Origin of the sequence: Klebsiella sp. RHBSTW-00215, from assembly GCF_014103785.1 — a bacterium.
Lineage (GTDB): Bacteria > Pseudomonadota > Gammaproteobacteria > Enterobacterales > Enterobacteriaceae > Klebsiella.
Genome location: NZ_JABXQS010000001.1, coordinates 3,934,189 through 3,958,574, shown reverse-complemented (window position 1 = coordinate 3,958,574; position 24,386 = coordinate 3,934,189). Strand labels below are relative to the sequence as shown.

At 52.1% G+C, this 24,386-nt stretch carries 26 protein-coding genes; 13 read left to right on the top strand and 13 right to left on the bottom strand.

Annotated features, from left to right (window positions below; genetic code table 11):
• Positions 1–72: 72 nt before the first annotated feature.
• Positions 73–1,287: an MFS transporter gene (locus HV127_RS18765; RefSeq protein ID WP_182237862.1), complete on the top strand. Its 1,215-nt coding sequence runs from the start codon at positions 73–75 to the stop codon at positions 1,285–1,287.
• Between the two features lie 53 nt (positions 1,288–1,340).
• Here HV127_RS18765 and murJ read toward each other — a convergent pair whose 3' ends face one another.
• The 4 genes from murJ to rimJ form a co-directional block, all read right to left on the bottom strand.
• A complete protein-coding gene (gene murJ / locus HV127_RS18760) occupies positions 1,341–2,876 on the bottom strand; it encodes a murein biosynthesis integral membrane protein MurJ (RefSeq protein ID WP_112217210.1) in 1,536 nt (511 codons plus the stop codon).
• A 112-nt stretch (positions 2,877–2,988) separates the two neighbouring features.
• Positions 2,989–3,912, bottom strand: coding sequence for a Gfo/Idh/MocA family oxidoreductase (locus tag HV127_RS18755; protein ID WP_182237860.1), 924 nt, complete (start codon positions 3,910–3,912; stop codon positions 2,989–2,991).
• Between the two features lie 2 nt (positions 3,913–3,914).
• Entirely contained in the window at positions 3,915–4,562 is a 648-nt protein-coding gene (locus HV127_RS18750; protein ID WP_182237857.1) for a YceH family protein, read from the bottom strand.
• Positions 4,563–4,571: 9 nt separating this feature from the next.
• The gene (gene rimJ / locus HV127_RS18745; RefSeq protein WP_182237855.1) at positions 4,572–5,156 is read right to left on the bottom strand and encodes a ribosomal protein S5-alanine N-acetyltransferase; all 585 of its coding nucleotides are present in this window, start codon (positions 5,154–5,156) and stop codon (positions 4,572–4,574) included.
• 229 nt (positions 5,157–5,385) lie between these two features.
• On the opposite strand from rimJ, the gene mdtH reads away from it, so the two are divergent.
• The 8 genes from mdtH to HV127_RS18705 all read left to right on the top strand — a co-directional run bounded on the left by mdtH (position 5,386) and on the right by HV127_RS18705 (position 11,464).
• On the top strand, positions 5,386–6,594 hold the full coding sequence (gene mdtH, locus HV127_RS18740; protein ID WP_182237853.1) for a multidrug efflux MFS transporter MdtH: 1,209 nt from the start codon (positions 5,386–5,388) through the stop codon (positions 6,592–6,594).
• Between the two features lie 65 nt (positions 6,595–6,659).
• Positions 6,660–7,307, top strand: a complete 648-nt coding sequence (grxB, locus tag HV127_RS18735) for a glutaredoxin 2 (RefSeq protein ID WP_182237851.1) — start codon at positions 6,660–6,662, stop codon at positions 7,305–7,307.
• 136 nt (positions 7,308–7,443) lie between these two features.
• Positions 7,444–8,004: a lipoprotein gene (locus HV127_RS18730; protein ID WP_182237848.1), complete on the top strand. Its 561-nt coding sequence runs from the start codon at positions 7,444–7,446 to the stop codon at positions 8,002–8,004.
• A gap of 122 nt (positions 8,005–8,126) precedes the next feature.
• Entirely contained in the window at positions 8,127–9,173 is a 1,047-nt protein-coding gene (gene pyrC / locus HV127_RS18725; RefSeq protein ID WP_182237846.1) for a dihydroorotase, read from the top strand.
• 72 nt (positions 9,174–9,245) lie between these two features.
• Entirely contained in the window at positions 9,246–9,491 is a 246-nt protein-coding gene (gene dinI / locus HV127_RS18720) for a DNA damage-inducible protein I (RefSeq protein ID WP_110277098.1), read from the top strand.
• 285 nt (positions 9,492–9,776) lie between these two features.
• The gene (gene bssS, locus HV127_RS18715; protein WP_004101039.1) at positions 9,777–10,031 is read left to right on the top strand and encodes a biofilm formation regulator BssS; all 255 of its coding nucleotides are present in this window, start codon (positions 9,777–9,779) and stop codon (positions 10,029–10,031) included.
• A gap of 125 nt (positions 10,032–10,156) precedes the next feature.
• Entirely contained in the window at positions 10,157–11,275 is a 1,119-nt protein-coding gene (solA, locus tag HV127_RS18710) for an N-methyl-L-tryptophan oxidase (protein ID WP_182237844.1), read from the top strand.
• A gap of 75 nt (positions 11,276–11,350) precedes the next feature.
• Positions 11,351–11,464, top strand: a complete 114-nt coding sequence (locus HV127_RS18705) for a DUF2770 family protein (RefSeq protein ID WP_182237842.1) — start codon at positions 11,351–11,353, stop codon at positions 11,462–11,464.
• Here the strand turns inward: HV127_RS18705 and HV127_RS18700 are convergent.
• A complete protein-coding gene (locus HV127_RS18700; RefSeq protein WP_181482709.1) occupies positions 11,450–12,514 on the bottom strand; it encodes a rhodanese-related sulfurtransferase in 1,065 nt (354 codons plus the stop codon). The two genes, HV127_RS18705 and HV127_RS18700, sit on opposite strands and share 15 nt — an antisense overlap.
• 208 nt (positions 12,515–12,722) lie before the next feature.
• Between HV127_RS18700 and HV127_RS18695 the strand changes: the two genes are divergently transcribed.
• The 3 genes from HV127_RS18695 to HV127_RS18685 all read left to right on the top strand — a co-directional run bounded on the left by HV127_RS18695 (position 12,723) and on the right by HV127_RS18685 (position 15,548).
• Entirely contained in the window at positions 12,723–13,643 is a 921-nt protein-coding gene (locus HV127_RS18695; RefSeq protein ID WP_182237840.1) for a Kdo(2)-lipid IV(A) acyltransferase, read from the top strand.
• A 175-nt stretch (positions 13,644–13,818) separates the two neighbouring features.
• On the top strand, positions 13,819–15,069 hold the full coding sequence (mdtG, locus tag HV127_RS18690; RefSeq protein WP_182237838.1) for a multidrug efflux MFS transporter MdtG: 1,251 nt from the start codon (positions 13,819–13,821) through the stop codon (positions 15,067–15,069).
• Between the two features lie 92 nt (positions 15,070–15,161).
• Entirely contained in the window at positions 15,162–15,548 is a 387-nt protein-coding gene (locus tag HV127_RS18685) for a MysB family protein (protein WP_182237836.1), read from the top strand.
• On the opposite strand, the gene HV127_RS18680 is transcribed toward HV127_RS18685, so the two are convergent.
• From HV127_RS18680 to mdoG, 3 genes are all read right to left on the bottom strand, one after another.
• A complete protein-coding gene (locus HV127_RS18680; protein WP_182237834.1) occupies positions 15,549–15,776 on the bottom strand; it encodes a YceK/YidQ family lipoprotein in 228 nt (75 codons plus the stop codon).
• Positions 15,777–15,842: 66 nt separating this feature from the next.
• Entirely contained in the window at positions 15,843–18,371 is a 2,529-nt protein-coding gene (gene mdoH / locus HV127_RS18675; RefSeq protein ID WP_112217199.1) for a glucans biosynthesis glucosyltransferase MdoH, read from the bottom strand.
• Positions 18,364–19,917 (bottom strand): glucans biosynthesis protein MdoG, encoded by a 1,554-nt coding sequence (mdoG, locus tag HV127_RS18670; protein ID WP_112217198.1) that lies wholly within the window; start codon positions 19,915–19,917, stop codon positions 18,364–18,366. The genes mdoH and mdoG overlap by 8 nt, the downstream gene beginning before the upstream one ends.
• A 252-nt stretch (positions 19,918–20,169) precedes the next feature.
• Here mdoG and mdoC point away from each other — a divergent pair, with 252 nt between their 5' ends.
• Positions 20,170–21,330 carry a glucans biosynthesis protein MdoC gene (gene mdoC / locus HV127_RS18665; protein WP_182237832.1) on the top strand — a complete coding sequence of 387 codons (1,161 nt, stop codon included), beginning with the start codon at positions 20,170–20,172 and terminating at the stop codon, positions 21,328–21,330.
• Positions 21,331–21,369: 39 nt separating this feature from the next.
• On the opposite strand, the gene HV127_RS18660 is transcribed toward mdoC, so the two are convergent.
• From HV127_RS18660 to HV127_RS18640, 5 genes are all read right to left on the bottom strand, one after another.
• Positions 21,370–21,960 carry a TetR/AcrR family transcriptional regulator gene (locus tag HV127_RS18660; protein WP_182237830.1) on the bottom strand — a complete coding sequence of 197 codons (591 nt, stop codon included), beginning with the start codon at positions 21,958–21,960 and terminating at the stop codon, positions 21,370–21,372.
• An 82-nt stretch (positions 21,961–22,042) separates the two neighbouring features.
• The gene (ymdB, locus tag HV127_RS18655; protein WP_182237828.1) at positions 22,043–22,567 is read right to left on the bottom strand and encodes an O-acetyl-ADP-ribose deacetylase; all 525 of its coding nucleotides are present in this window, start codon (positions 22,565–22,567) and stop codon (positions 22,043–22,045) included.
• Between the two features lie 89 nt (positions 22,568–22,656).
• Complete coding sequence (locus tag HV127_RS18650; RefSeq protein ID WP_182237826.1) at positions 22,657–22,962, bottom strand: type 1 fimbrial protein; 306 nt, start codon at positions 22,960–22,962, stop codon at positions 22,657–22,659.
• Between the two features lie 280 nt (positions 22,963–23,242).
• Positions 23,243–23,725 (bottom strand): DUF1097 domain-containing protein, encoded by a 483-nt coding sequence (locus tag HV127_RS18645; protein ID WP_182237824.1) that lies wholly within the window; start codon positions 23,723–23,725, stop codon positions 23,243–23,245.
• A gap of 103 nt (positions 23,726–23,828) precedes the next feature.
• Positions 23,829–24,383 (bottom strand): molecular chaperone, encoded by a 555-nt coding sequence (locus HV127_RS18640; RefSeq protein WP_181482718.1) that lies wholly within the window; start codon positions 24,381–24,383, stop codon positions 23,829–23,831.
• Between the last annotated feature and the right edge of the window lie 3 nt (positions 24,384–24,386).

Below are 24,386 nucleotides of genomic sequence, written 5' to 3'. Positions count from 1 at the left end.
ACCACCGGTCTATCTACCACGCCAACCCTATTCCGGGAAAAATAGCGCCATCGCTTCTACGAGGAATTCATCATGACACCAACTCCACTCACTTCTCGCGCCGCCGGATGGGTTATTTTTATACTCGCCCTGGGCGCAGGCTTCAGCGTCGCCTCAATCTATTACGCTCAACCGCTACTGCCGCTGATGGGGGCTAACCTGCATCTGAGCATAGAGGGTATGGGGCTGGTTCCAACCCTAACGCAAGCGGGCTACGCGCTGGGCATTCTTTTTCTTCTCCCGCTTGGCGACCGCCACGATCGCAGGACGCTGATTCTGATGAAAAGCGTCGCACTGGCAGTGCTTTTGCTGTTGTGTAGCCTGACTGGCCAACTGACTTCACTGTTGGTTGTCAGCCTGCTTATCGGCATGGCGGCAACAATGGCCCAGGATATCGTACCGGCTGCGGCCATCCTGGCTCCGGCGGGCAAACAAGGGAAAATGGTGGGCACGGTTATGACCGGCCTGCTGCTGGGGATCCTGCTCTCGCGAACCGTCAGCGGATTAGTCGGTGCCCTGTTCGGCTGGAGAGTGATGTATCAGGCCGCAGCTGTCAGTATCGCGCTGATTGGCCTGGTCATGTGGCGCGTGCTGCCACGCTTTGAAATTCACTCAACCCTAAGCTACCCGCAGTTGATGAAATCTATGGCGCATCTGTGGCAACGCTATCCGGCACTGCGTCGCGCCGCATTTGCTCAGGGTTTCCTTTCTATTGCCTTCAGCGCATTCTGGTCAACGCTGGCGGTCATGTTGCTGGCGCATTATCAAATGGGGAGCGCGGTAGCCGGCGGGTTTGGTATTGCCGGTGCCGCCGGGGCGCTCGCCGCACCGCTGGCCGGCGGCCTCGCCGATAAATTTGGGGCAGAAAAGGTCACACAATTGGGTGCCGCACTGGTTACCATCTCTTTTGCTCTGATGTTCCTGCTACCGATACTGCCGCCGCACGGCCAGCTGATCCTGATAGCCATCTCGGCTATCGGCTTTGACCTCGGGTTGCAATCGAGCCTCGTGGCCCACCAGAATCTGGTTTATGGTCTGGAACCTCAGGCACGTGGTCGCCTGAACGCGCTGCTGTTCACCGGGGTATTTATTGGTATGTCACTGGGCTCCGTCCTGGGCAGCAAACTGTATGTAGCGGCGGGCTGGAGTGGCGTGGTGACGCTGGCGGTCATTACCGGTGCGATTGCTCTTGGGATCCGCTTGCTGGAAAGCGCCCGGGTCGTCTCGGCACAGCGTACCGTTAGGTAAAAAAAGCCGCTCTGCATAGATTGCAGAGCGGCTTTTTATTCTGGTCAACCGGCTCAGACCGTGCGCCGAGCGAACTCTTTCACGCGAAAGCCCAGCAGCAATAGCGTCGCGAAGTAGGCAATGACGCCAACCGCAACAACCGCCATCAAACGCAGCAGACGCAATGGCATCGTCCCCAGCGACCACTCAGGCATCACGTACATCATGCCGAGCAGCGCCGCAGCCATCACCACTACCGCAACCACCAAGCGCAACAGGAACAGGAACCAGCCCGGCTGAGGAGTGAAAATTTTCTGCTTGCGCAATTGCCAGTACAACAATGCGGCGTTAAGGCAGGCAGCCAGGCCAATCGATAATGACAGACCCGCGTGCTTCAGTGGGCCAATAAATGCCAGGTTCATTACCTGCGTCATAATAAGCGTGACTATCGCTATTTTTACCGGCGTTTTGATGTCCTGACGCGAATAGAAGCCGGGAGCCAGCACTTTCACAACAATCAGTCCCATCAGGCCAACGGAATATGCCACCAACGCACGTTGCGTCATCGCCGCATCAAAGGCGGTAAATTTGCCATACTGGAACAACGCAACGGTAAGCGGCTTGGCAAGTATCCCTAACGCCACTGCGCTGGGCAGCGCGAGCAGGAAACACAGGCGCAATCCCCAATCCATCAACCGGCAGTACTCATCATGGTTGCCGCTGGCGAAACTCTTGGACAGCGAAGGCAGGAGGATGGTCCCTAGCGCCACACCCAGCACGCCGGATGGGAACTCCATCAGGCGATCGGCGTAATACATCCAGGAAACGGACCCGGAGACCAAAAACGAGGCAAAAATAGTGTTAATGATCAGAGATATCTGGCTGACGGATACGCCAAGAATTGCCGGACCCATCTGCTTAACTACCCGTACGGCTCCCGCATCTTTGAGATTAATTCGCGGTAGCACCAGCATACCGATTTTTTTCAAGTGCGGCAGCTGATAGGCGAGCTGCAAAACACCGCCAACCGTCACCGCCCACGCCATGGCCAGCATCGGCGGATTAAAGTACGGCGCAGCAAACAACGCAAAACCAATCATGCTCACGTTGAGGAAAGTTGGGGCAAAAGCAGGTACCGAAAAACGGTTCCAGGTGTTGAGAATCGCCCCAACCAAAGAAGCCAGTGAAATCAACAGAATATAGGGGAAAGTGATGCGCAGCAGCTGAGTCGTCAGCAAGAACTTATCAGGCGAATCAGCAAACCCTGGCGCCGTCACGGTAATCACCCACGGTGCCGCAAGCATACCGGCAACGGTCACCAAAGCCAGTATCAGCGTCAGTAACCCAGAGACATAGGATACAAAAACGCGAGTCGCGTCTTCGCCCTGCTTGCTTTTATATTCGGCAAGAATTGGCACAAAAGCCTGAGAGAACGCGCCCTCAGCAAAAATACGCCGTAAAAGGTTTGGCAACTTGAACGCGACGAAGAAGGCATCGGTTGCCATTCCTGCACCAAAAATACGAGCGACAATCGCATCACGCGCAAAACCCAACACGCGCGAAAACATGGTCATCGAACTGACTGCCGCCAGTGATTTTAAAAGATTCATTAACGTGTAATTCCACAACCCTGGAGTAAAACGCCCGCAAATGCGGGCGCTGGAAAGTGGCGATAGTCTACCGAGTTCATGATGAAATACTACTGCCAGATGTTACAACGGGTTATTCACTCATCGCCTCGCGCCAGAGTTTTTCCACAATGCGCTGGGCCAACAGCGCCTGTTCGCCTGCGGTTTCGGGAACCGTCTGATTTTGCACACATTCAATAAAATGGCGCGCACAGCCGGCAAATCCACGTTGTTCCAGAGTCGTTTGCCAGCCGGGAACCGGACGTTGTATTACGCCGAGCCCACGCTCTTCTTGCCACTCTCGCATATCCCGCACTTCATAGAGTCCACCGTCGGTCACCGCCTGCACCCACTCCCGCTGGCTACCGCCGCGACGGTGCATGCTGGTTGTGACCTGAATTTGTGCGGAGCTGAAATGATGTTCCGCGTAAAGCATTTCACCTTGCGCCGTCGTTTGCAGCGTTCCGCTGCTCAAACGCACCTTATCACCTGCCAGCCACAATGCTGTATCGACAACATGTAAATAGTCATCCAACAGAGTAAAGCGCAGATCGTGGCCCACGCTGTCGCTGCGGTGCTTATCCATTCGCAGCGAGGCCGCATTGCTCAATTGCGCTTTTAGTTCACGATACAGCGGCGCAAAACGACGGTTAAAACCCACCATCAGCGTTAGGTTACGCCGGGCTGCCAGTTCTACCAGCGACTCCGCATCGCTAAGCTTATCCGCCAGCGGTTTATCAACGCAGACATGAACTCCAGCATTGAGCAGTTGGCTCACAATTTCATAATGTGAAGCCGTTGAAGTGTGCACGAATACAGCGTCACACTGTGCTGCCAGTTGCTCTAGTGAATCGGCATAGGGAATACGCCAGGTTTCGCAGACAGGCAACGCTTTTTCTTTTCCACGGGACCACGCCGCCTGTAGCGTCCAGCCGTCCGCGGCCCCCAGCACCGGCAGCCAGGCCTTTTGTGCGATCCCCCCTAAACCAACAACACCTACGCGTAGTTTTGCCGACATGCTTAATCTCCCAGATGAGCCAGCAGTGAATCCAGCCGCGCTTTTAGCTCTGCCACTTCCTCTTCCAGAACCTCAACACGGGCCTGAAGATCATCACCCGGCGGTGAAACGGCTTCCACTGCGGTGATAAGTGAATCCATATCATCGCAGAAGAGATGCATATAGCGACTTTCACGTTTTCCCGGCTCACGCGGCAAGCGCGCGACATACGGACCGTCTTCGCGTTTAGCCAGGTTTTCAAGAACGTTTTCAACTTCCGCCATATCGCTGAACTCATGCATCCGTTGTGCTCGTCCCCGGAGTTCACCAGGCGTCTGCGCGCCGCGCAAAAGTAGTGTGGTGACGATAGCCACCTCGGCAGAGGTTAATTTCAGATCGCCAAACTCAGAGTTGCAGAAACGTTGTTCATATTTGGTCACCCGGTTGCCGAACCCACTCACCGTGCGCAAGTAGTGCCGTTTCACTAGCGTATCAAGGAGGTCCTGAACATCGCTCTCACTTAACGACATCACCGGCTCACGGTTCGTTTTCTGATTACACGCGGTCACGACCGCATTAACCGATAGAGGATATTGCTCCGGCGTGGTGACCTGTTTTTCCAACAGGCAGCCAATGACGCGCGCTTCATGCGCGGTTAACTGATATTTCATGGTGTCTCCTTAGCGACCCGGGATCCAGTCCGGTGTCGTCAACGCCGTCAATACATGATCGCGCCACTGCCCATCGATCAGCAGATAATCTTTGGCGTAACCCTCTTTTTCAAAGCCCAAACGCGCCAGTAAATCGCCGCTGCGCTGATTATGCGGCATATAGTTTGCCATTATGCGGTGGATATGTTGCGTGCGTTGCATATAGCGAATGGCCGAAGTTAATGCTTCGAACATCAGTCCCTGTCCCTGCCTTTTCTCACCGATGGAATAACCGAGATAACAGGCGTGAAACGACCCGCGCACGACATTGGAAAAATTCGCCACGCCGACAATTTCTTTTTCTTCCTCATCAAGCAGAGCAAAATAAAATGCCGAACCTTGCTTATGAAACTCCGAGATCATCGACAAACGCGCCTGCCAACCGGAAGGGTAACAGTGGCTGTCATCGCGCACTGGCTCCCAGGGTTTTAAGAACCCTTTATTCTCCGCGTAATAATCGGCCAGACGCCAGGCGTCACGATCGTGAACCAGGCGTACCACCAGCCGGTCCGTCGTCAAACGCACCTTCGGTACGTTACTGCGATAGCCAAACATTCCCCTCTCCTGTTCCCCTGACGCAATACTTGCTCACTTTACTATACCTGTCCTGCGCGGCAGTGTGAAAACAGCAACATACCATTTTCTGCACCACCTCCGCTTTTCGATGAATAGCCTCTATCGTTCTTGCATTTTGATAAAAAAATATTGTCGCAAGTTAGCTGGGAAAATAACCTTCTACCCCGCAGAATGTCAGAGCTTATCCTTATTTTTCCCTGGAGGGGAAATGTCCCGCGTATCGCAGGCACGGAGCCTGGGTAAATATTTCCTGTTAGTCGATAACATGCTGGTGGTGCTCGGCTTTTTTGTCGTATTTCCGCTGATCTCTATTCGCTTTGTCGATCAAATGGGCTGGGCAGCACTCATGGTCGGGATCGCGCTCGGCCTGCGCCAGCTGGTGCAGCAAGGATTAGGTATCTTTGGCGGCGCGGTTGCCGACCGTTTCGGCGCCAAACCCATGATTGTCACCGGCATGCTGATGCGAGCCGGCGGTTTTGCTGCCATGGCCGTCGCCCATGAACCGTGGGTATTATGGCTATCCTGCATTCTCTCCGGCCTTGGCGGCACCCTATTCGACCCGCCGCGAGCAGCCCTGGTGGTCAAACTTGTGCGCCCGCATCAGCGCGGCCGCTTTTTCTCTATTCTGATGATGCAGGACAGCGCAGGAGCGGTAATCGGCGCGCTGTTAGGCAGCTGGCTGTTGCAATATGATTTTCGTCTGGTTTGTAGCGCCGGGGCTGCGTTGTTCATCGTCTGTGCGGCATTTAACGCCTGGTATCTTCCCGCCTGGAAACTCTCTACGGTGAAAACACCCGTGCGTGAAGGGCTGGGTCGGGTACTCCGTGACAAACGCTTTGTCACCTATGTTCTGACGCTGACGGGCTACTATATGCTGGCGGTTCAGGTCATGTTAATGCTGCCAATCATGGTCAACGACATTGCCGGTTCTCCATCAGCGGTAAAATGGATGTATGCCATTGAAGCGGCTATTTCACTAACCCTGCTTTATCCGATTGCCCGCTGGAGTGAAAAACGCTTTCGCCTTGAACATCGTTTGATGGCCGGCCTGTTGGTCATGACGCTGGCCATGATGCCGATTGGCTTAAGCAGCAATCTACAGCAACTGTTTACGCTGATTTGCATCTTTTATATAGGTTCTATTATTGCTGAACCTGCACGTGAAACGCTGGGGGCTTCGCTGGCGGATGCCAGAGCCAGAGGTAGCTACATGGGCTTTAGCCGCTTAGGATTAGCCTTTGGCGGTGCCTTCGGTTATGCCGGCGGAGGCTGGCTTTTTGACGCTGGTAAAGCCGCCGGACAACCTGAGCTACCGTGGTTGATGTTAGGCATCATCGGCTTTGCAACGTTTATCGCGCTGTGGTGGCAGTTCAGCCCGAAACGTTCGACCTCAGGAATGCTGGAACCGCGCACCTGAGTTGCCGGACCCTCGTTTCTCTTCCATAATGAATTAAGGACACTCAGTCACTATGGAGGAGAAACGTGAAGTTATATATCTACGATCACTGCCCATTCTGCCTTAAAGCCCGCATGATTTTCGGCCTGAAGAATATCCCCGTCGAACTGATCACGATTCTGGAGGATGATGAATCAACCCCGACCCGAATGATCGGTCAGAAGATGGTGCCTATTCTGCAAAAAGACGACAGTCGCTACATGCCGGAAAGCATGGATATCGTGCATTACGTCGATAAACTGGATCGCCAACCGCTGCTCACCGGCCCGCGTAATCCGGCGATTGAAACTTGGTTGCGTAAAGTCAACACCTATGCCAACCGCCTGCTGATGCCGCGTTTCGCAAAGTCTGCCTTTGATGAATTCTCTACGCCTGAAGCGCGCGCTTATTTTGTGAATAAGAAAGAAGCGTCAATTGGCAGTTTTGCCGATCATCTCGCACATTCCCCCGGGCTGGTTAAGAACATCAGTGACGATCTGCGGGCGCTGGATAAACTGATAGTTCAGCCGAACGCCGTTAATGGGGAACTGTCTGAAGATGATATTCATCTCTTTCCGCTGCTGCGCAGCCTGACGCTGGTCGCAGGTGTGAGCTGGCCAAGTCGCGTCGCCGCCTACCGCGATAATATGGCCAAACAGACGCAGATTAATTTACTGTCATCTATGGCCATTTAGACCTAAGGCAGCGAAAGGTTTGGTCGTTCGCTGCCACCTCGCTTCTTTTTCAGTCTTTTCCGCTAGCACCTCCCGTGCTGGTAGGCCATGCTGCTTTGTGTCAGGATGAACCTATGGCATGACATTAAGGAACCCAATGAAAAAGATGTTTATCGCGGCCGCGCTTATTGTTAGCGGCCTTCTGAGCGGCTGTAACCAGCTTACGCAATATTCAGTTAGCGAGCAGGAAATCAACCAGGCGCTGCAGAAACGTAATCACTTCGCCAAGGATATTGGCCTGCCTGGCGTAGCGGATGCCCACATTGAGCTGAAAAACCTTACCAGCGCCATTGGTCGTGAAGAACCGAACAAAGTGACGCTAAGCGGAGTGGCGAATTTAGATCTGAATTCATTATTCGGTAACCAGAAAGCAACCATTGATCTGAAGCTCAAGGCGCTACCGATATTTAATAAAGAGAAGGGGGCCATTTTCTTGCAGGAGATGGAAGTTGTTGATGCGAGAGTCCACCCTGAGAAGCTGCAGTCTGTCGTCCAAACGCTAATCCCCTATCTCAATCAATCACTACGTAGCTACTTCAATCAACAGCCCGCTTACGTGCTGCGCGAAGATGCCAGCACTGGTGAAGCATTGGCGAAAAAGTATGCTAAAGGTATCGAGGTGAAACCTGGGGAGATCATCATCCCCTTCACCAATTAATTTTTCGGGCGCTTCAGCGCCCGTTTTTTTACGGAAATTGATGCAAAGGAAAACGTTTACGCTTATCCTTAGTGCCCGGCAAAAACAGCCCTGATGACTGAACTTATTAGCCGGAGCCTTCCATGACAGCACAATCCCAGGTATTGAAAATCCGCCGCCCTGACGACTGGCATATTCATCTGCGCGATGACGATATGTTAAAAACCGTCGTGCCTTATACCAGTGAATTTTATGGCCGGGCGATCGTGATGCCGAATCTGGTCCCTCCTGTCACCACAGTAAAAGCCGCCATCGCCTACCGCCAGCGTATTCTTGATGCCGTCCCTGCGGATCATGATTTTACACCGCTAATGACCTGCTATCTGACCGATACACTCGACCCGGCAGAACTGGAACGCGGATTTAACGAGGGCGTGTTTACTGCCGCCAAACTCTATCCGGCCAATGCCACGACCAACTCCAGCCATGGCGTTACCAGCACCGATGCCATCATGCCAGTGCTTGAGCGTATGGAAAAACTGGGCATGCCGCTGCTGGTTCACGGTGAAGTCACCCACTCTGATATCGATATTTTCGACAGAGAAGCACGCTTTATTGACACGGTCATGGATCCTCTGCGCCAGCGTCTGCCCGGCCTGAAGGTTGTCTTCGAACACATCACCACGAAAGACGCCGCTGAGTATGTACGCGATGGTAACGACCTGCTGGCGGCCACCATTACCCCTCAGCATCTGATGTTTAACCGCAACCATATGCTGGTTGGCGGCGTGCGCCCTCACCTATACTGTCTACCGATTTTGAAACGCAATATCCACCAGCAGGCACTGCGTGAACTGGTCGCCAGCGGTTTCAAGCGAGCCTTCCTTGGCACCGACTCCGCGCCGCATGCCCGTCACCGCAAGGAGGCCAGTTGCGGCTGCGCAGGCTGTTTCAACGCGCCAACCGCGTTGGGAAGTTACGCGACGGTGTTTGAAGAGATGAATGCCCTACAGCACTTTGAAGCTTTTTGTTCACTTAATGGCCCACGTTTCTATGGTCTGCCGGTCAACGAAACCTATGTTGAACTGGTGCGTGAGGAAAGCACAGTGGTAGAGAGTATCTCGCTGCCAGGCGATTCACTGGTGCCGTTCCTCGCCGGAGAAACCGTGCGCTGGACGATGAAAAAATAAATCCCGCGCTCCCTGTTGTAAACGTGCAAATGATACTGTATAAATAAACAGTATATTACACAGGGGGCAATTATGCGCATTGAAGTGTCTATCGCCAAATCTACAGCCTTACCCAGCGGCGCCTTAGAAGCGCTGAACAATGAACTCTCGCGGCGTATCGATCAACAGTTCCCTTCGATGTCAAGTCAGGTGACGGTCCGATATGCGGCCAATAACAATTTGTCGGTCATCGGCGGTTTGAAAGAAGATAAAGACCGGATTAGCGAAATCCTGCAAGAAACCTGGGAAAGCGCCGACGATTGGTTTGTCCGCGACTAGTCAATTAAATTTGCTCCCTCATTGTGCAACTTTTTGCCGGGTCGCCCCGGCTTTTTTATTCTTTTCATACTCAGACATTCCCTATTGCCCCCGCTTACACCCTTATAAAATAACGAAGAATGAAGCCTTGTGCGCACAAAAAATCAGCAATCAGTGGTGTATGTATCTCTATTTCGTTTAATTTCTCGAGTTTACTCTTGACTACTGATATAATTAATTTGCTTCAGAAAATATGCATTAAACCTCGAGAACTGTTGTCTTTTAACATATGAAGAAGGGGTTATGATGGAAAAGAATAATGAAGTCATCCAGACCCATCCCCTCGTTGGATGGGACATCAGCACCGTGGATAGCTACGATGCGCTGATGTTGCGCCTGCACTACCAAAACCCCGCTCAAGAAAGCAGTAGAGACGCAGAAATTGGCCAGACGCTATGGCTAACAACGGACGTCGCACGTCAGTTTATTTCTATTCTGGAAGCAGGTATTGCGAAGATTGAATCCGGCGAATACCAGGAAAATGAGTATCGCAGACATTAGCAATAACGCACTAATGTCTAAATATTCACTGAACAGGCACCTATGGGTGCCTGAACTATTTTCGGACTTGTATAACAGCGGGTTGTTAATTACCCTGCTAATAAAGCAATAACCCGGAACTCACCATGCAATATGACCTCATCATTATCGGTAGCGGCTCCGTTGGCTCCGCCGCAGGCTATTATGCGCGACAGGCAGGGCTTAACGTTCTGATGATAGATTCACATCAGCCTCCACATCAGGAAGGCAGCCATCACGGTAACACGCGCCTCATTCGTCACGCCTATGGCGAAGGCGAAAGGTATGTCCCTCTGGTGCTACGAGCACAAAAAATGTGGGATGAATTTGCCGCCACCAGCGGTGAAGCCGTTTTTGAACGCACGGGGGTCATTAATCTTGGGCCCGCAAACTCCGAATTTCTGCGCAACGTTGCCAACAGCGCGCGCCAATTCCAGCTCAATATCGAAGAAATGGATGGCCAGGCCGTTATGGCTCGCTGGCCGGAAATCCGTGTACCACATGATTATCAGGCGATATTTGAACCGGCATCCGGTATATTGCGCAGCGAGCTGGCTATTGAGACCTGGATCCGCCTCGCCCGTGAAGCGGGCGCGGCCCAGCTATTCAATTGCCCGGTCTCCGCCATTCATCATCAACCGAACGGTATAACCGTAGAAACAGTAGATGGTGAATACAGCGGTAAAAAACTGCTAGTCAGCGCCGGAACCTGGGCCACTCGCCTGCTACCAAATCTGCCTGTTCAACCGGTCAGAAAGATTTTTGCCTGGTTTCAGGCCGATGGCCGCTACAGTACCAAGAATAACTTCCCGGCGTTTACGGGCGAATTACCCAATGGCGATCAATATTACGGTTTCCCGGCCGAAGACAATGAGTTGAAAATAGGCAAACATAACGGGGGGCAGCTCATTTCAGCCCCCGAAGAGCGCGTACCCTTCGGCGCTGTTGCTACTGATGGCTCCGAATCTTTCAACTTTCTGCGCAACGTATTGCCCGGTATCGGCGGCTGTCTCCATGGCGCATCCTGTACCTACGATAATACGGCTGATGAAGACTTCATTATTGATACTCTTCCCGAACAGCCCAATACGCTCTTGATTACCGGGTTAAGCGGACACGGCTTTAAATTCGCTCCGGTACTGGGAGAACTTGCCGTACAGTTCGCACTTGGTGAACCTTCTGAGTTTGATCTGACACCCTTTTTGCTGGCTCGCTTTCAGCAATAATAGCCAACTCTGCGGTTCTGCAACCGTGCCAAAAACAACGGCCTCGATTGAGGCCGTTAATCATTGAGAGATTTTATGCGTCGCCTGTTTGAATTACTGGTTAACAACGTCCGCGAGCATTTTATGATTTATCTGGCGCTGTGGCTTCTACTGGCGATTATCGATCTCATCTGGTTATGGTTTTTCTGAAGACTCAGGATCCGGGATCCCTAACCTGGTGTTCAGACGACCGCGAGATTTATTGAAGATTTTATTGCCATTTTCGCGCCCGGCACGCAGTTTCCGCTGCTCCTCTTCCGGCAGCTTATGCTCTTCCATACAGGCTTCGCTGCAGCACCCGGCAAATTTTTCCGCGCAGTCCGGACACTGAATAAACAGCAGGTGACAGCCATCGTTCAGACAGTTGGTATGGCTATCGCAGGATGTACCGCACTGATGACAATGAGCGATCACATCGTCTGAGATCCGCTCGCCCATACGCTCATCAAAAACAAAATTCTTACCGACAAAGCGTACCGGGAGCCCCTGCTCGCGGGCGCGGCGGGCGTACTCGATTATACCGCCTTCAATATGCCAGACTTTACTGAAGCCGTTATGCTTCATCCAGGCGCTGGCTTTTTCACAGCGAATCCCGCCGGTGCAGTACATAACGATCTTTTTATCTTTATGTTCCTGCATCATTTCGACGGCTTTCGGCAACTGATCGCGGAAAGTATCCGCTGGAATTTCCAGCGCATTATCAAAATGACCAACTTCGAATTCGTAATGGTTACGCATATCGATAAAGACCGCGTCTGGATCATCAAGCATCGCATTCACTTCCGCGGCCTTCAGATAATCTCCCACGTCTGAAGCATCAAACGTTGGATCATCAATACCGTCAGCGACAATGCGGTCACGAACTTTGAGGCGCAGAACCCAGAAGGATTTACCATCGTCGTCCAGGGCGATATTGAGGCGCAGGCCTTTCAGTGCCGGGTCAAAGCCATACAAAAATTCACGTAACGCATCGACTCGACTCTGCGGAACGCTGATCTGTGCGTTAATACCCTCATGGGCCAGGTAAATGCGTCCAAAAACGTTCAATTTGGTCAGCGCTAGCCACAGCGCATCACGGGTCGCTTTCGGATCGATAATGGTGAAATACTTATAAAATGAGATCGTCGTGCGCGGCTCGGTTTCAGCCAACATTTGCGCTTTTAACGTCTCATTTGAAATGCGGTTATGTAACACTGGCATGGTGTACCTGCTCGGCATAATCAATGGGTCAATAAACGGCGGGCATCATATAGCAAACACCAACAATTTACATCCCCACATTTTGAGCTACATTTCTCTCATCCACATTAATGACTATTAACAATAAATGCCTTCAGAGACTGTCATTTTGGCTGATGTATAAAAAAATGCGATAATGGAACGCGTTGCTTAATAGAACAGGTATGAGATGACCCATTTACCTAAATTTTCTGCAGCGTTGCTGCATCCACGTTATTGGTTACTTTGGTTTGGCGTTGGCCTGCTTTGGTTGGTCGTACAACTTCCTTATCCGGTGATTTACCGCCTTGGTACCGGGCTGGGCCACCTGGCCAGACGCCTGATGCGTCGCCGGGCTAAAATAGCCTCTCGCAATCTGGAACTCTGTTTTCCCGAAATGAGCGAGCAAGAGCGCCGCCGGATGGTGGTTGCCAACTTTGAATCTGTCGGTATGGGTTTAATGGAGACCGGCATGGCCTGGTTCTGGCCAGCCAGGCGTATCGCGCGCTGGACCGATTCCATTGGCGTTGAACATATTCGGGCCGTACAGGCACAGAATCGCGGTATTCTGCTTATTGGCATCCACTTCCTGACGCTGGAGATGGGTGCGCGCATGTTCGGTATGAATGAGCCAGGTATCGGCGTCTACCGCCCAAACGACAATCCGCTTATCGACTGGCTGCAGACGTGGGGGCGATTACGTTCCAACAAAGATATGATTGACCGCAAGGATCTAAAAGGCATGATCCGCGCACTGAAGAGAGGGGATGTGATCTGGTACGCACCGGATCACGATTACGGCCCGGCAGCCAGCGTGTTTGCTCCCTTTTTCGCGGTCGATCAGGCTGCCACAACCTCAGGAACCTGGATGCTGGCAAAAATGTCGAAAGCCTGCATTGTCCCGTTCGTGCCTCGTCGCAAACCTGACGGTAAAGGTTATGAGCTGATTATGCTGCCGCCGGAATGCGATCCGCCCCTGGACGATGCCGAGACAACGGCTATCTGGATGAATAAAATCGTCGAGAAATGCATTCTGATGGCCCCAGAGCAATACATGTGGATGCACCGTCGCTTCAAGACTCGTCCACCTGGCGTCCCCTCTCGTTATTGATCCGGCAAATGCCCCGATCCCACATCTGAGCGCAGATGTAGGGATTGGCGAGCAGACTCTGGACCTGTTTTAGCTTTAAAAGCTGTCGTCCATTGCGACGATCATTTCTCAGGCGCATAATTAGCAAGCTCATATTTTCAATTATTTGACCTGCTTCGCAGGTCAGTGGAATCCTATGCCCTCTGCTGATACCCCGATTAACTGGAAACGCAATCTCACCGTGACCTGGCTCGGCTGCTTTTTAACCGGCGCCGCGTTTAGCCTGGTGATGCCTTTTCTTCCTCTCTACGTTGAACAGCTCGGCGTAACCGGTCATAGCGCCCTCAACATGTGGTCGGGGATAGTCTTCAGTATCACCTTTTTATTCTCTGCAATTGCCTCACCGTTCTGGGGCGGCCTTGCTGATCGTAAAGGGCGCAAAATTATGCTGCTGCGTTCTGCGCTCGGTATGGCTATTGTCATGTTGCTGATGGGGCTGGCGCAGAATATCTGGCAATTTCTGATCTTGCGCGCGCTGTTGGGCCTGTTGGGTGGGTTCATTCCCAATGCCAATGCCCTGATAGCGACCCAAATCCCCCGGCATAAAAGTGGTTGGGCACTTGGTACGCTGTCAACGGGCGCAGTTAGCGGCGCGCTGCTTGGGCCTCTGGCTGGCGGTTTCCTGGCCGACCACTGGGGATTGCGTACCGTCTTTTTTATGACTGCGGCTGTTCTGTTTATCTGCTTCTTGTTTACCCTGTCCCTCATTCGCGAGAATTTCGTCGCGGTCAGCAAAAAAGAGATGCTCAGTGCGAAAGATGTTTTCTCTTCGCTGAAAAATCCCAAACTGGTCCTAAGCCTGTTTGTAACCTCATTAATTATCCAGGTTGCCACTGGCTCAATTGCGCCAATTCTGACGCTATACGTGCGCGATCTGGCCGGTAACGTCAGCAATATTGCGTTCATCAGCGGCATGATTGCCTCGGTACCCGGTATCGCCGCCCTCCTCAGCGCCCCTCGATTAGGGAAGCTCGGCGACCGAATTGGCCCGGAAAAAATCTTGGTTGTCGCCCTGGTGATTTCGGTTCTACTGTTGATACCGATGTCGTTCGTCCAGACACCATTGCAGCTTGGGATTCTGCGTTTCCTGTTGGGTGCCGCCGACGGTGCGCTACTGCCCGCCGTACAAACGCTGCTGGTATATAACTCTACCAGCCAAATTGCCGGACGAATCTTCAGCTATAACCAATCGTTCCGCGATATTGGCAACGTGACGGGTCCATTGATTGGCGCATCGGTTTCCGCCAATTACGGTTTTCGCGCGGTCTTTTTAGTCACCGCCTGCGTGGTTCTGTTCAACGCGGTTTACTCTACCCTCACTCTGCGTCGTCCGCGCCGTGTTTCACCCACGGACGACGCGAGTTCCGGCAATCATTCAGTAAATTAATAACGCGAAGGGGGTCACCTCCCTTGACGCTTTGCCAACTGACTTCTATAGATTGAATCGTGTTCATTTCTATTCTTCTTAGGGGGTTAGCCATGCCAAAGGATTCGATGTTCTATGCCACGCTCGAAGAAGCTATCGATGCGGCCCGCGAAGAGTTTCTTGTTAATAATCCGGATAGCGACGAAGAGAGCGCCAACGTCGAGCAATTAAATATTCAAAAATACGTGCTGCAAGATGGGGATATCGCCTGGCAAGCAGAATTTTTTGCCGATGAAGATGAGCAAGGCGAATGTTTGCCAATACTTCGCGGCCAGGCAGCGCAAAGCGTTTTTGATGGTGACTATGATGAGATTGAGCTACGTCAGGAGTGGCTGGAAGAAAATACGCTGCATGAGTGGGACGAAGGTGAATTTCAGCTCGAACCCTCTCTTGATACCGAAGAGGGCCAGGCCGCTGCCGATGAATGGGATGAACGCTAATTAATTGTAGGGGCCATGGCTGGCGTCCAGCGGCAGCAATAGCGTATCAAACACCAGCGAAAAGGGCTGATCGAGAATCGTGATATAGCGCCATGAGGAATCACGCACATCCCACTGTACGCCGGGATAATACTGGTTTCCATGTCCCTGCCCCGGCACCGTACGACTGATAATGCTACCGCAGCCGCTGAGAACCAGCGTCATGGCGATAACCAGTAAAACTCTCATCTATAACCTCTATTTTCAGGTAAAAAAATACCGGCATTTTTGCCGGTATTTTCCTTTACGTACGGCTTACTTCACTTTCAACGCCAACGGATTCAACGTCAATTGCTGGTAGGTATCCACCCACGAAGAGTATTTCTCCGGCGCGGCCCACACGCGATAGTGCAAACGCGACATTGTAACCGGGTCGCTCAGCAACACCAGACGACGATCGCGATTGAGTTTATCCGGCGTCTCGTTCAATGCCTGCTCGACATGACGTTCACGGGCGATATCCAGAATATGACCATGGCGGTGACGCGCAGTTGCCATTGCCGTTGCCAATGCGTTGAATGATGGATTAAACACGGCATGCATAAAACCATCGTCCAGAGAGCGCTGACGATTCAGCGTCAAGTACGCATCGGTATCTTTCAGCACCTGCGGTGGCGAATACTCTTCCGGGATCAGGAATAGCTTACAGCGCTTACTGCGCAGACCTAGCGTGGCACGGCTGGAGAGTGCCGACACGAACGGCGACAGAATCAGCGAAACCACAATCGGCGCCAGCCAGAACAGGAAACGCAGATCCAACCACGCCATACCGACCGCCCAGACCAGCCCCAGCAGCATCTGTGAACCATGGCGCATAAACGCCTCGCCCCACGGAGTCGAGTCATCATCGCGCTGCGGTGAGTTCCAGACTACTTCCCAACCGAGAAACGCACTGACCACAAACACGGTGTGGAACAACATACGCACCGGCGCCAGCAGTACTGAGAAGAGCACTTCCAGCAGCAGCGAAAGAGTGACGCGGAGGAATCCACCGTACTCTTTCGAACCTTTGCACCATACCAGAATGATACTCAGCAGCTTCGGCAGGAACAACAGCACCATCGTTGACGCAAAAAGCGCGATAGCCAGCTCCGGACGCCACTGTGGCCAGACCGGGAACAGCTGTCGCGGCTGCAGGAAGTATTGCGGTTCGGTCAATGCATGCACCACCTGCAAAGCGGTTGAGAGCGCAAGGAACATAAACCACAGCGGTGCCGACAGATAGGACATGACACCAGTCAGGAATACCGCGCGGTGAACCGGGTGCATCCCCTTAACCAGGAACAGGCGGAAGTTCATCAGGTTTCCCTGACACCAGCGACGATCGCGCTTCAGTTCGTCCAGCAGGTTTGGCGGCAGCTCTTCATAAGAGCCAGGGAGATCGTAGGCAATCCATACCCCCCACCCGGCACGACGCATCAATGCAGCTTCAACGAAGTCGTGCGACAGAATCGAGCCTGCGAAGTTACCCTCACCAGGCAACGGTGCCAGGGCACAATGCTCGATAAAAGGTTTTACGCGAATGATAGCGTTATGGCCCCAGTAGTGCGATTCACCTAACTGCCAGAAGTGCAGGCCTGCGGTGAACAACGGACCGTAAACGCGGGTGGCAAACTGCTGGCAGCGAGCGTAGAGCGTATCCATACCGGATGCGCGCGGGGATGACTGGATAATACCGGCATTCGGATTCGCTTCCATCAAGCGCACCAGACCGCTCAAGCATTCACCGCTCATCACTGAGTCGGCATCCAGCACGACCATATAGCTATACTGACTACCCCAGCGGCGGCAGAAATCATCGATGTTGCCGCTTTTACGTTTCACGCGGCGGCGGCGGCGGCGATAGAATATCTGCCCTTCGCCCTGCACTTCAGCAATCAGCTCCATCCACGCTTTTTGCTCAGCCACGCAAATATCCGGGTTGTAGCTATCGCTGAGGATATAGACGTCAAAGTGCTCAGCATTCCCGGAAGCTTTTACCGATTCCCAGGTTGCACGCAGACCAGCGAAAACACGATCAACGTCTTCGTTGCAGATAGGCATAATGAGCGCCGTGCGATGCTCCGGGTTCAGCGCCTCATCCCCCACCGTCGAAGCAGAGATACTGTATTTATCACGCCCAATTAGCAGTTGCAGGAAGCCCATCAGCGCCGTCCAGAACCCAGCGGAAACCCAGCAGAAAAGCACGGCGAACAGAATCAGAATCCCCGACTGCAGCACATACGGCAGCAGTTGCATAAAGGAGACCCACAGGTTCTGCCCTACCATATCTGCCGGGTTGATCAGCGCCCAGCCCTGATAAGGCAGAATAGTTTTCATGTACCAGGTCGCCACGACGGTCTGCGCCAGCGTCAACAACAGCAGAATGTAGCGACGAATCGAGCCGACGGTACGCCATTTCTGCTCACTCTCCTGCTCTTCTTTCGTCAGACGAGAAAGATAGCGCGGGGTGACATCGCGCCCACGCAGCCGGTCCCAAAAGCGCCCGACCGGGTTAGTACGCCAGGGGTCCGGGAACATAGAGGAACGTTTTGCCTTCGGCATCGCATTCAACTGAGTACGCCCTTCATCATCCTTCATCAACTGGTCACCGGCCAGTGAATCCGGCCAGCTGTGTTCCAGTCGTGATTTTACTGACCCCAGCGGCGAGTCATCTTCACGCTTATAGACATGATGTTCAGCGTCCAGTGCTTCATGTACGGCCTGCAGGCTGGCGTCAGGCAACGCGGCTTTTTCTGCATCCGACAGCGGCAATGCGTCGATGTACTTCGTTATCTTATTCATTAGCAGGCAGCTGATAGCTCCAGGTTTCACTCAACGTCTGATCGGCATTGACCAGCGCAGCGCGCATTTCCGTCGTTTTCTTCGGATCTTTTACTTTCACGCGCAGGATCATACGCCAGCCTTTAGTTACCGGGTTATAGCGCACCGTATTTTCAACGATTTCAGCGTTATCGCCGATGCTTGCCTGAGCGGTTATCGCGGTGTCAGCGGGCAGTTTTTTCATCTCAGTGCCGGTAAAATCGACGATAAAGGCGATGGTACCATCCGGCTGGCGAATCAGATTCGATTGCTTCACGTCACCAGTGGAACGACGAGTCTGCATCACATACGCGTTATCTGGCGCATGCAGTTTGTCTTCATCGCGACTGAAGGTGATGGTGTATTTGAAGTTCATCTCTTTGCCTGGCTCCGGCAATTGGTCCGGCGTCCAGTAGGTGACGATATTATCGTTGGTCTCGTCATTGGTCGGAATTTCAACCAGTTCGATTTTACCTTTACCCCAGTCGCCTTTTGGCGTGATCCACGCGCTTGGACGCAGGTCGTAGCGATCGTCAAGATCCTCGAAACGAGAGAACTGGCGGCCACGCTGCAGCAGGCCAAAGCCTTGCGGGTTTTCCATCGCATAGCTGCTGACGGCCAAATGTTTTGGATTATTCAGTGGACGCCAAATCCATTCACCATTTCCGGCGAGGATAGAGAGACCGTTGGAATCATGCAGCGCCGGGCGATAGTTGGTCGTCGGAGACGGCTGGTGCGGCCCAAACAGGAACATGCTGGTCAGCGGAGCAACGCCCAGCTTGCCCACTTTGTCGCGCAGGTAGACCTTCGATTGCACGTCAACAACGGTGTCACGGCCCGGCATCACTACAAAGCGATAGGCTCCGGTTGCGCGCGGGGAATCCAGCAGCGCATAAATCGTCAGGCGTTTATCCGTGGCTTTCGGACGTTCGATCCAAAACTCACGAAAACGCGGGAATTCTTCGCCAGAAGGCAGTGCAGTATCGATAGCAAGTCCACGGGCAGAAAGCCCATAAACCTGGCCCTGACCCAGTACGCGGAAGTAGCTTGCTCCGAGCATGCTGACAATTTCGTCGTTCTTATCTTTGCTATTGATCGGATACAGGACTTTAAAGCCAGCAAAGCCCAGGTCTTTAACCGTGTCTTTGTCGTGCTGAACATTACCAAAATTGAAATAATCCGGGTTATATTTAATTTTACGCACGCTGGTCGCAGTCACTTCATTAATGGTGACCGGCGTGTCGAAATACATCCCCTGGTGGTAAAACTCAAGCTTGAACGGGCTTTTAAGATTATTCCAATAGGCTTTATCGTGATTAAACTGAATTTGCTGATAATCCGCATACTTCATATCGCGGAAAGCAGAGGGCAGGTTACTTTTCGGCGCTTCATAGCCTTTGCCAGCTAACGTTTGAGCCTCTTTTGCGACGTCATCAATGCTGAATGCCCATGCAGATGAAGTACACAGGGACAACATTACGGCTGCGCTTAACCAACGCATTTTCATCATCTGTGGTTTATGTTTCATATAAGTAAGCACTTCCCCCTTTGTGTGCTTAAATCGATCCGATCTATTTTAATGGAAACTCGGGCAATCCGACAACATAATCCCTGCATTGTTCAGCCTGGCGGCACAGGGAATAAACAGTTCACTGTCCCACTTGCACTTTGCGTGCTTATCCTGGAGACAGATACCCAGAGTTCATGTAGGGTTGCAAAGAATTTAAAGGTTATCACGTTGAGTGATAAGACGAATTGTCTGAGAATGTAGCGAAATTGTATGAATAATACTCCAGTACAGCGTGAATATTTTTTCGATAGCATCCGCGCCTGGCTGATGCTGCTGGGAATTCCTTTTCACATCTCGCTCATCTACTCCAGCCACAGCTGGCATGTTAATAGCGTAGAACCTTCATGGTGGTTGACGTTGTTCAACGACTTCATCCATGCCTTTCGGATGCAGGTCTTCTTTGTGATTTCCGGTTATTTTTCCTACATGCTTTTTCTGCGCTATCCGCTTAAGAAATGGTGGAAAGTGCGCGTTGAGCGCGTAGGCATTCCCATGCTAACCGCCATTCCGCTACTGACCTTGCCGCAGTTTATTATGCTGCAGTACGTCAACGGCAAGGCTGGAAACTGGCATACCCTCTCAGGATATGACAAGTTTAACACCCTGGCCTGGGAATTAATTTCACATCTATGGTTTTTACTGGTGCTGGTTGTGCTGACGACGCTAGGTATTGTGCTGTTTAAATGGCTGACAAGTCGACGTTCTGACACCGCCCCCACCTTCAGTGACACCGTCACAATGGGCCAGCTATCGATGATTTTTCTGGCGCTCGGCGTACTGTATGCGGTGATTCGTCGCACCCTGTTTATGGTTTACCCGCCTGTTCTCAGTAATGGCCTGTTCAACTTTATTGTCATGCAGACGCTTTTCTATCTGCCTTTCTTTATTCTTGGCGCCCAGACGTTTATTAACTCACGCCTGAAAGCGATGTTCACCACCTCATCACCCTGGTGCTTTGTTGGGGCGCTGCTGGGCTTTATCGCCTACCGCCTGAATCAGCAGTATGGGTCTGGCGATGGCTGGATGTATGAAACGGAATACGTCATCACCATGGTCCTTGGCCTGTGGATGGTCAACGTCGTCTTTTCCCTTGGTCACCGGTTGCTGAACTTCCAGTCCGCGCGAGTCACCTATTTCGTCAACGCGTCACTCTTTATCTATTTGGTTCACCATCCGCTGACCTTACTCTATGGCGCATGGATAACCCCGGTGATTAAATCAAATACCTTAGGGTTTATTACCGGACTGGTCTTTGTTGTTGGGATTGCGCTGATTCTGTATGAAATCCATCTGCGGATACCGCTCCTGCGCTTCCTTTTCTCCGGGAAGTTCCAACAAAAAACAGCTAAACCACAGATTTCAGCGGGTTGATAAAGTCAAAAGCTGCCGTGTATTTTGCGTTCGGCAGCTCTACTCTTTCATGAACAACAGATGAAATACGTTGCGGTAAAGCGCCTCCATCGCCGTCTTATCAACTGTCGAGGTCGTTGCCAGTTCACACCGATAGGCTGCACCTTCAGTTAAGATCGCGATAAATTCACAGGCGACATTAATTTGTTCTGCGCTCATTTCAGGATGATAGTGTCGGGTCAGTCGCCCGCCCTCTTCTTTCAGACGACGATCGGCTTGATGCATAATTTCGCGCAGGCGGGGATTTCTGGATGCTTCCGCGTTAATTTCCATCAACAGATAATTATCAGTCTTTGTGTCATCGGTCGCTGGGATCACGCCGGCTAAAACTGAGGCCATCCGGACCAAATCATGGTTTCCGTCCACCATCTCGCCAACCCTGGCATTGACTATTTCACTGACGATCGCTTCAACGATCTCTTCTTTACTGGCAAAGATACGATACAACTGCCCTACGCTCAGACCAGCCTGACGCGCAATGTCCGCAACGGAGGCGCCATGCAGTCCCTTTTCCGCCAAACATTTCTGTGCTGCAGCCACAATTTCCGCACGGCGAATCTGTTGTTTATGCAGTACTTTCCCTTCAACCACGCGTAAATCTCCAGTGATGATAATTTCCTGCGAATGCGGGAAACTATCATATCTTATTCCTGCAAGGGATCTGTATAACGAACTACTGCGTCTGAAGCAATCGGGTATAAATGCCAGCCGTTTCAGCATCGAAACAGACAAAAATGACGCGTTCCAGAGGGTTGTAGCGAGTGAGAAACGCATTTACCGTGCGTACGGCAATTTCTGCCGCAGCCTCTTTAGGATACCCATAAACGCCAGTGCTGATAGCGGGAAATGCAATTGAGCGATAGTTATTTGCTGAAGCCAATAGCAGGCTATTTTTATAAGCATCTGCCAGCAACTCTGCCTCCTGCCGGTCGCCGCCGTGCCAAATTGGCCCTACGGTGTGAATGACCGCGCTGGCAGGTAGATTTCCCGCGACGGTAATGACTGCATGACCTGGTGGGCATTCTCCCTGCTGTTGAAGAACGATTTTACAGGCAGCCAGCAGTTCAGGGCCGGCAGCGCGATGAATCGCGCCGTCTACCCCACCGCCGCCAAGCAATGAAGGGTTTGCGGCGTTGACGATAACATCGACCGCGAGCGTTGTAATGTCGCCGAGAATAACCTCAGGTTGAACAGCCATTTCTCCTCCTGTCGGCATACGTCTAAGGATAAATACTTGAGGATAATATGGCATGATAGCCCCCGGGACGAAAGCCTGGGGGCTAGTTGTTACCGATAATCGACGTCCAGAATAGCGAGGGTACGTTGCGGGTTAATGTATCTTAACTGCGCCGAGCGGATGTTTTCGTTGTGAATATTTCCTTTTTCAAGCTGCTGAGCTGATATCCGTACCGTCTTCGCCCGTGGGCAATCCATAACAACCTGATTGTCTGTTGCATTGAGTTGGCAAGGTGCTTCTACAACCTGCCCGTAGAAATGGATGACGCCAGCCTGCACCTGCTCCGCCATGGCCGGGCTAAATAACGTGGGCAAAACACATAAAGCAGCAACTAACGCGCATTGATATTTTTTCATGATAAAACTCCTCGGCATATCTGCATAGCTATCAAAAAGCACAAGCCATCCATGAGTGCATCGAGTCACATCCACTTACAACTAACGCATTTATATTAACAAAACAAAAACAAGTTAATTTCATTTATAGCAATATTGTTAACAAAATCGATTCACTGACTGACGGTACAGTGACTCAAGAACGTGTAGACGGGAGGGAGGTTTAATGAAAGGAATTCCGGACACAAAAAAACAGGACCTGAAGCCCTGTTTTAAGGTAAAGCGTGTGGTTTATACGTGATTAGCTGTTTTCGTTAGCCAGTGCTTTATTTTTCGCGGCTCGCGCCGCCAGCCACAGTCCGCTATTTTTCATAGCGTAGCCAAAGACCAGGCCCAATGCCAGCGAAGGTACCGCCAAACGCCAGTCGCCGTTGGTCGCAAACGTCGCGCATGCACCAATAAACGTACCGGGTACGAAGGAGAGCAGCAGCTGACGCGCCTGTATGCACATCAGAAACGCCACGATACCTGTCATCACATAGCTCAGGATTTCCAACTGCGGCGCCAGCGCGCTGCCATAAATAATCACCAGCGCCCATATCACGCCGCTCATGACCGTACAGGTGGAAATGAGCAGCCCTTTTAACCCACCTTGCGGACAGGCAAAGTAAGCGGTGCAGCCGAGGAAACCCGCCCAGCTCAGCAGGCCAAGCGCGACAGCCACCCATCCCCAAATTCCGGAGAGAATGCCAGTCGTTAATGCGATTGCGAAGAGTATGTTCATAGTGCGCATCATAGCAGATACGCACCTGGCAAATGCGACATAGAACACATTATGTGAGATGTCTAATTTTGTGTTGCATTAATTTTGTGATTTACATCACAAATTATTGCTCATTTTCTTCCTGCAGTTCATCCCACATTGCAGAGAGAGCTTCGCGGGTCAGCGGCGCCATGGTACGCCAGAATGGCGTAGTCGCATGCGCTTCAACTTTACCAAGGAAGGCCCCACACCATGGCAGAATGTAATCGGCAAACAGCGTTTCCAGAGTCTCGCTTTCATCCTCAGTGGCATGATCTTCCAGCCATGAGGCAGCCAACAGCAACGATCCGATATGATCCGTTGCGCTTTCTCCGGTTGGGATCCCGTGTGCACTCAGAAAACCGCGAACTTCAGCTTCTGTCGCCCCTTCTACCCATGCGCTACGGTAAGGCGCAACGCTGCACTCTTCGCCAACAAACAGGGCATTATATTCGGCGGCCAGCGACTGCATATCACAACTCTTTTGCAGACGCTCCAGCAGCTCATCCTGCTCCAGCGGCCAGCTCGCCGCCAGCTTCCCTTCACGAATAAGGGTAAATAGCGGGACCAGCAGCGGGTCCTGCGGCTGACGGTTGTACAGTGAACCCAGCACGCGGCAGAGGATAGAAAACTCGTTCATTCA

Coding starts and splice junctions, on each gene's coding strand:
- HV127_RS18765 (WP_182237862.1), top strand. CDS start 73: ATGACACCAACTCCACTCACTTCTCGCGCCGCCGGATGGGTTATTTTT.
- murJ (WP_112217210.1), bottom strand. CDS start 2,876: ATGAATCTTTTAAAATCACTGGCGGCAGTCAGTTCGATGACCATGTTT.
- HV127_RS18755 (WP_182237860.1), bottom strand. CDS start 3,912: ATGTCGGCAAAACTACGCGTAGGTGTTGTTGGTTTAGGGGGGATCGCA.
- HV127_RS18750 (WP_182237857.1), bottom strand. CDS start 4,562: ATGAAATATCAGTTAACCGCGCATGAAGCGCGCGTCATTGGCTGCCTG.
- rimJ (WP_182237855.1), bottom strand. CDS start 5,156: ATGTTTGGCTATCGCAGTAACGTACCGAAGGTGCGTTTGACGACGGAC.
- mdtH (WP_182237853.1), top strand. CDS start 5,386: ATGTCCCGCGTATCGCAGGCACGGAGCCTGGGTAAATATTTCCTGTTA.
- HV127_RS18730 (WP_182237848.1), top strand. CDS start 7,444: ATGAAAAAGATGTTTATCGCGGCCGCGCTTATTGTTAGCGGCCTTCTG.
- pyrC (WP_182237846.1), top strand. CDS start 8,127: ATGACAGCACAATCCCAGGTATTGAAAATCCGCCGCCCTGACGACTGG.
- dinI (WP_110277098.1), top strand. CDS start 9,246: ATGCGCATTGAAGTGTCTATCGCCAAATCTACAGCCTTACCCAGCGGC.
- bssS (WP_004101039.1), top strand. CDS start 9,777: ATGGAAAAGAATAATGAAGTCATCCAGACCCATCCCCTCGTTGGATGG.
- solA (WP_182237844.1), top strand. CDS start 10,157: ATGCAATATGACCTCATCATTATCGGTAGCGGCTCCGTTGGCTCCGCC.
- HV127_RS18705 (WP_182237842.1), top strand. CDS start 11,351: ATGCGTCGCCTGTTTGAATTACTGGTTAACAACGTCCGCGAGCATTTT.
- HV127_RS18700 (WP_181482709.1), bottom strand. CDS start 12,514: ATGCCAGTGTTACATAACCGCATTTCAAATGAGACGTTAAAAGCGCAA.
- HV127_RS18695 (WP_182237840.1), top strand. CDS start 12,723: ATGACCCATTTACCTAAATTTTCTGCAGCGTTGCTGCATCCACGTTAT.
- mdtG (WP_182237838.1), top strand. CDS start 13,819: ATGCCCTCTGCTGATACCCCGATTAACTGGAAACGCAATCTCACCGTG.
- HV127_RS18685 (WP_182237836.1), top strand. CDS start 15,162: ATGCCAAAGGATTCGATGTTCTATGCCACGCTCGAAGAAGCTATCGAT.
- HV127_RS18680 (WP_182237834.1), bottom strand. CDS start 15,776: ATGAGAGTTTTACTGGTTATCGCCATGACGCTGGTTCTCAGCGGCTGC.
- mdoH (WP_112217199.1), bottom strand. CDS start 18,371: ATGAATAAGATAACGAAGTACATCGACGCATTGCCGCTGTCGGATGCA.
- mdoG (WP_112217198.1), bottom strand. CDS start 19,917: ATGAAACATAAACCACAGATGATGAAAATGCGTTGGTTAAGCGCAGCC.
- mdoC (WP_182237832.1), top strand. CDS start 20,170: ATGAATAATACTCCAGTACAGCGTGAATATTTTTTCGATAGCATCCGC.
- ymdB (WP_182237828.1), bottom strand. CDS start 22,567: ATGGCTGTTCAACCTGAGGTTATTCTCGGCGACATTACAACGCTCGCG.
- HV127_RS18650 (WP_182237826.1), bottom strand. CDS start 22,962: ATGAAAAAATATCAATGCGCGTTAGTTGCTGCTTTATGTGTTTTGCCC.
- HV127_RS18645 (WP_182237824.1), bottom strand. CDS start 23,725: ATGAACATACTCTTCGCAATCGCATTAACGACTGGCATTCTCTCCGGA.
- HV127_RS18640 (WP_181482718.1), bottom strand. CDS start 24,383: ATGAACGAGTTTTCTATCCTCTGCCGCGTGCTGGGTTCACTGTACAAC.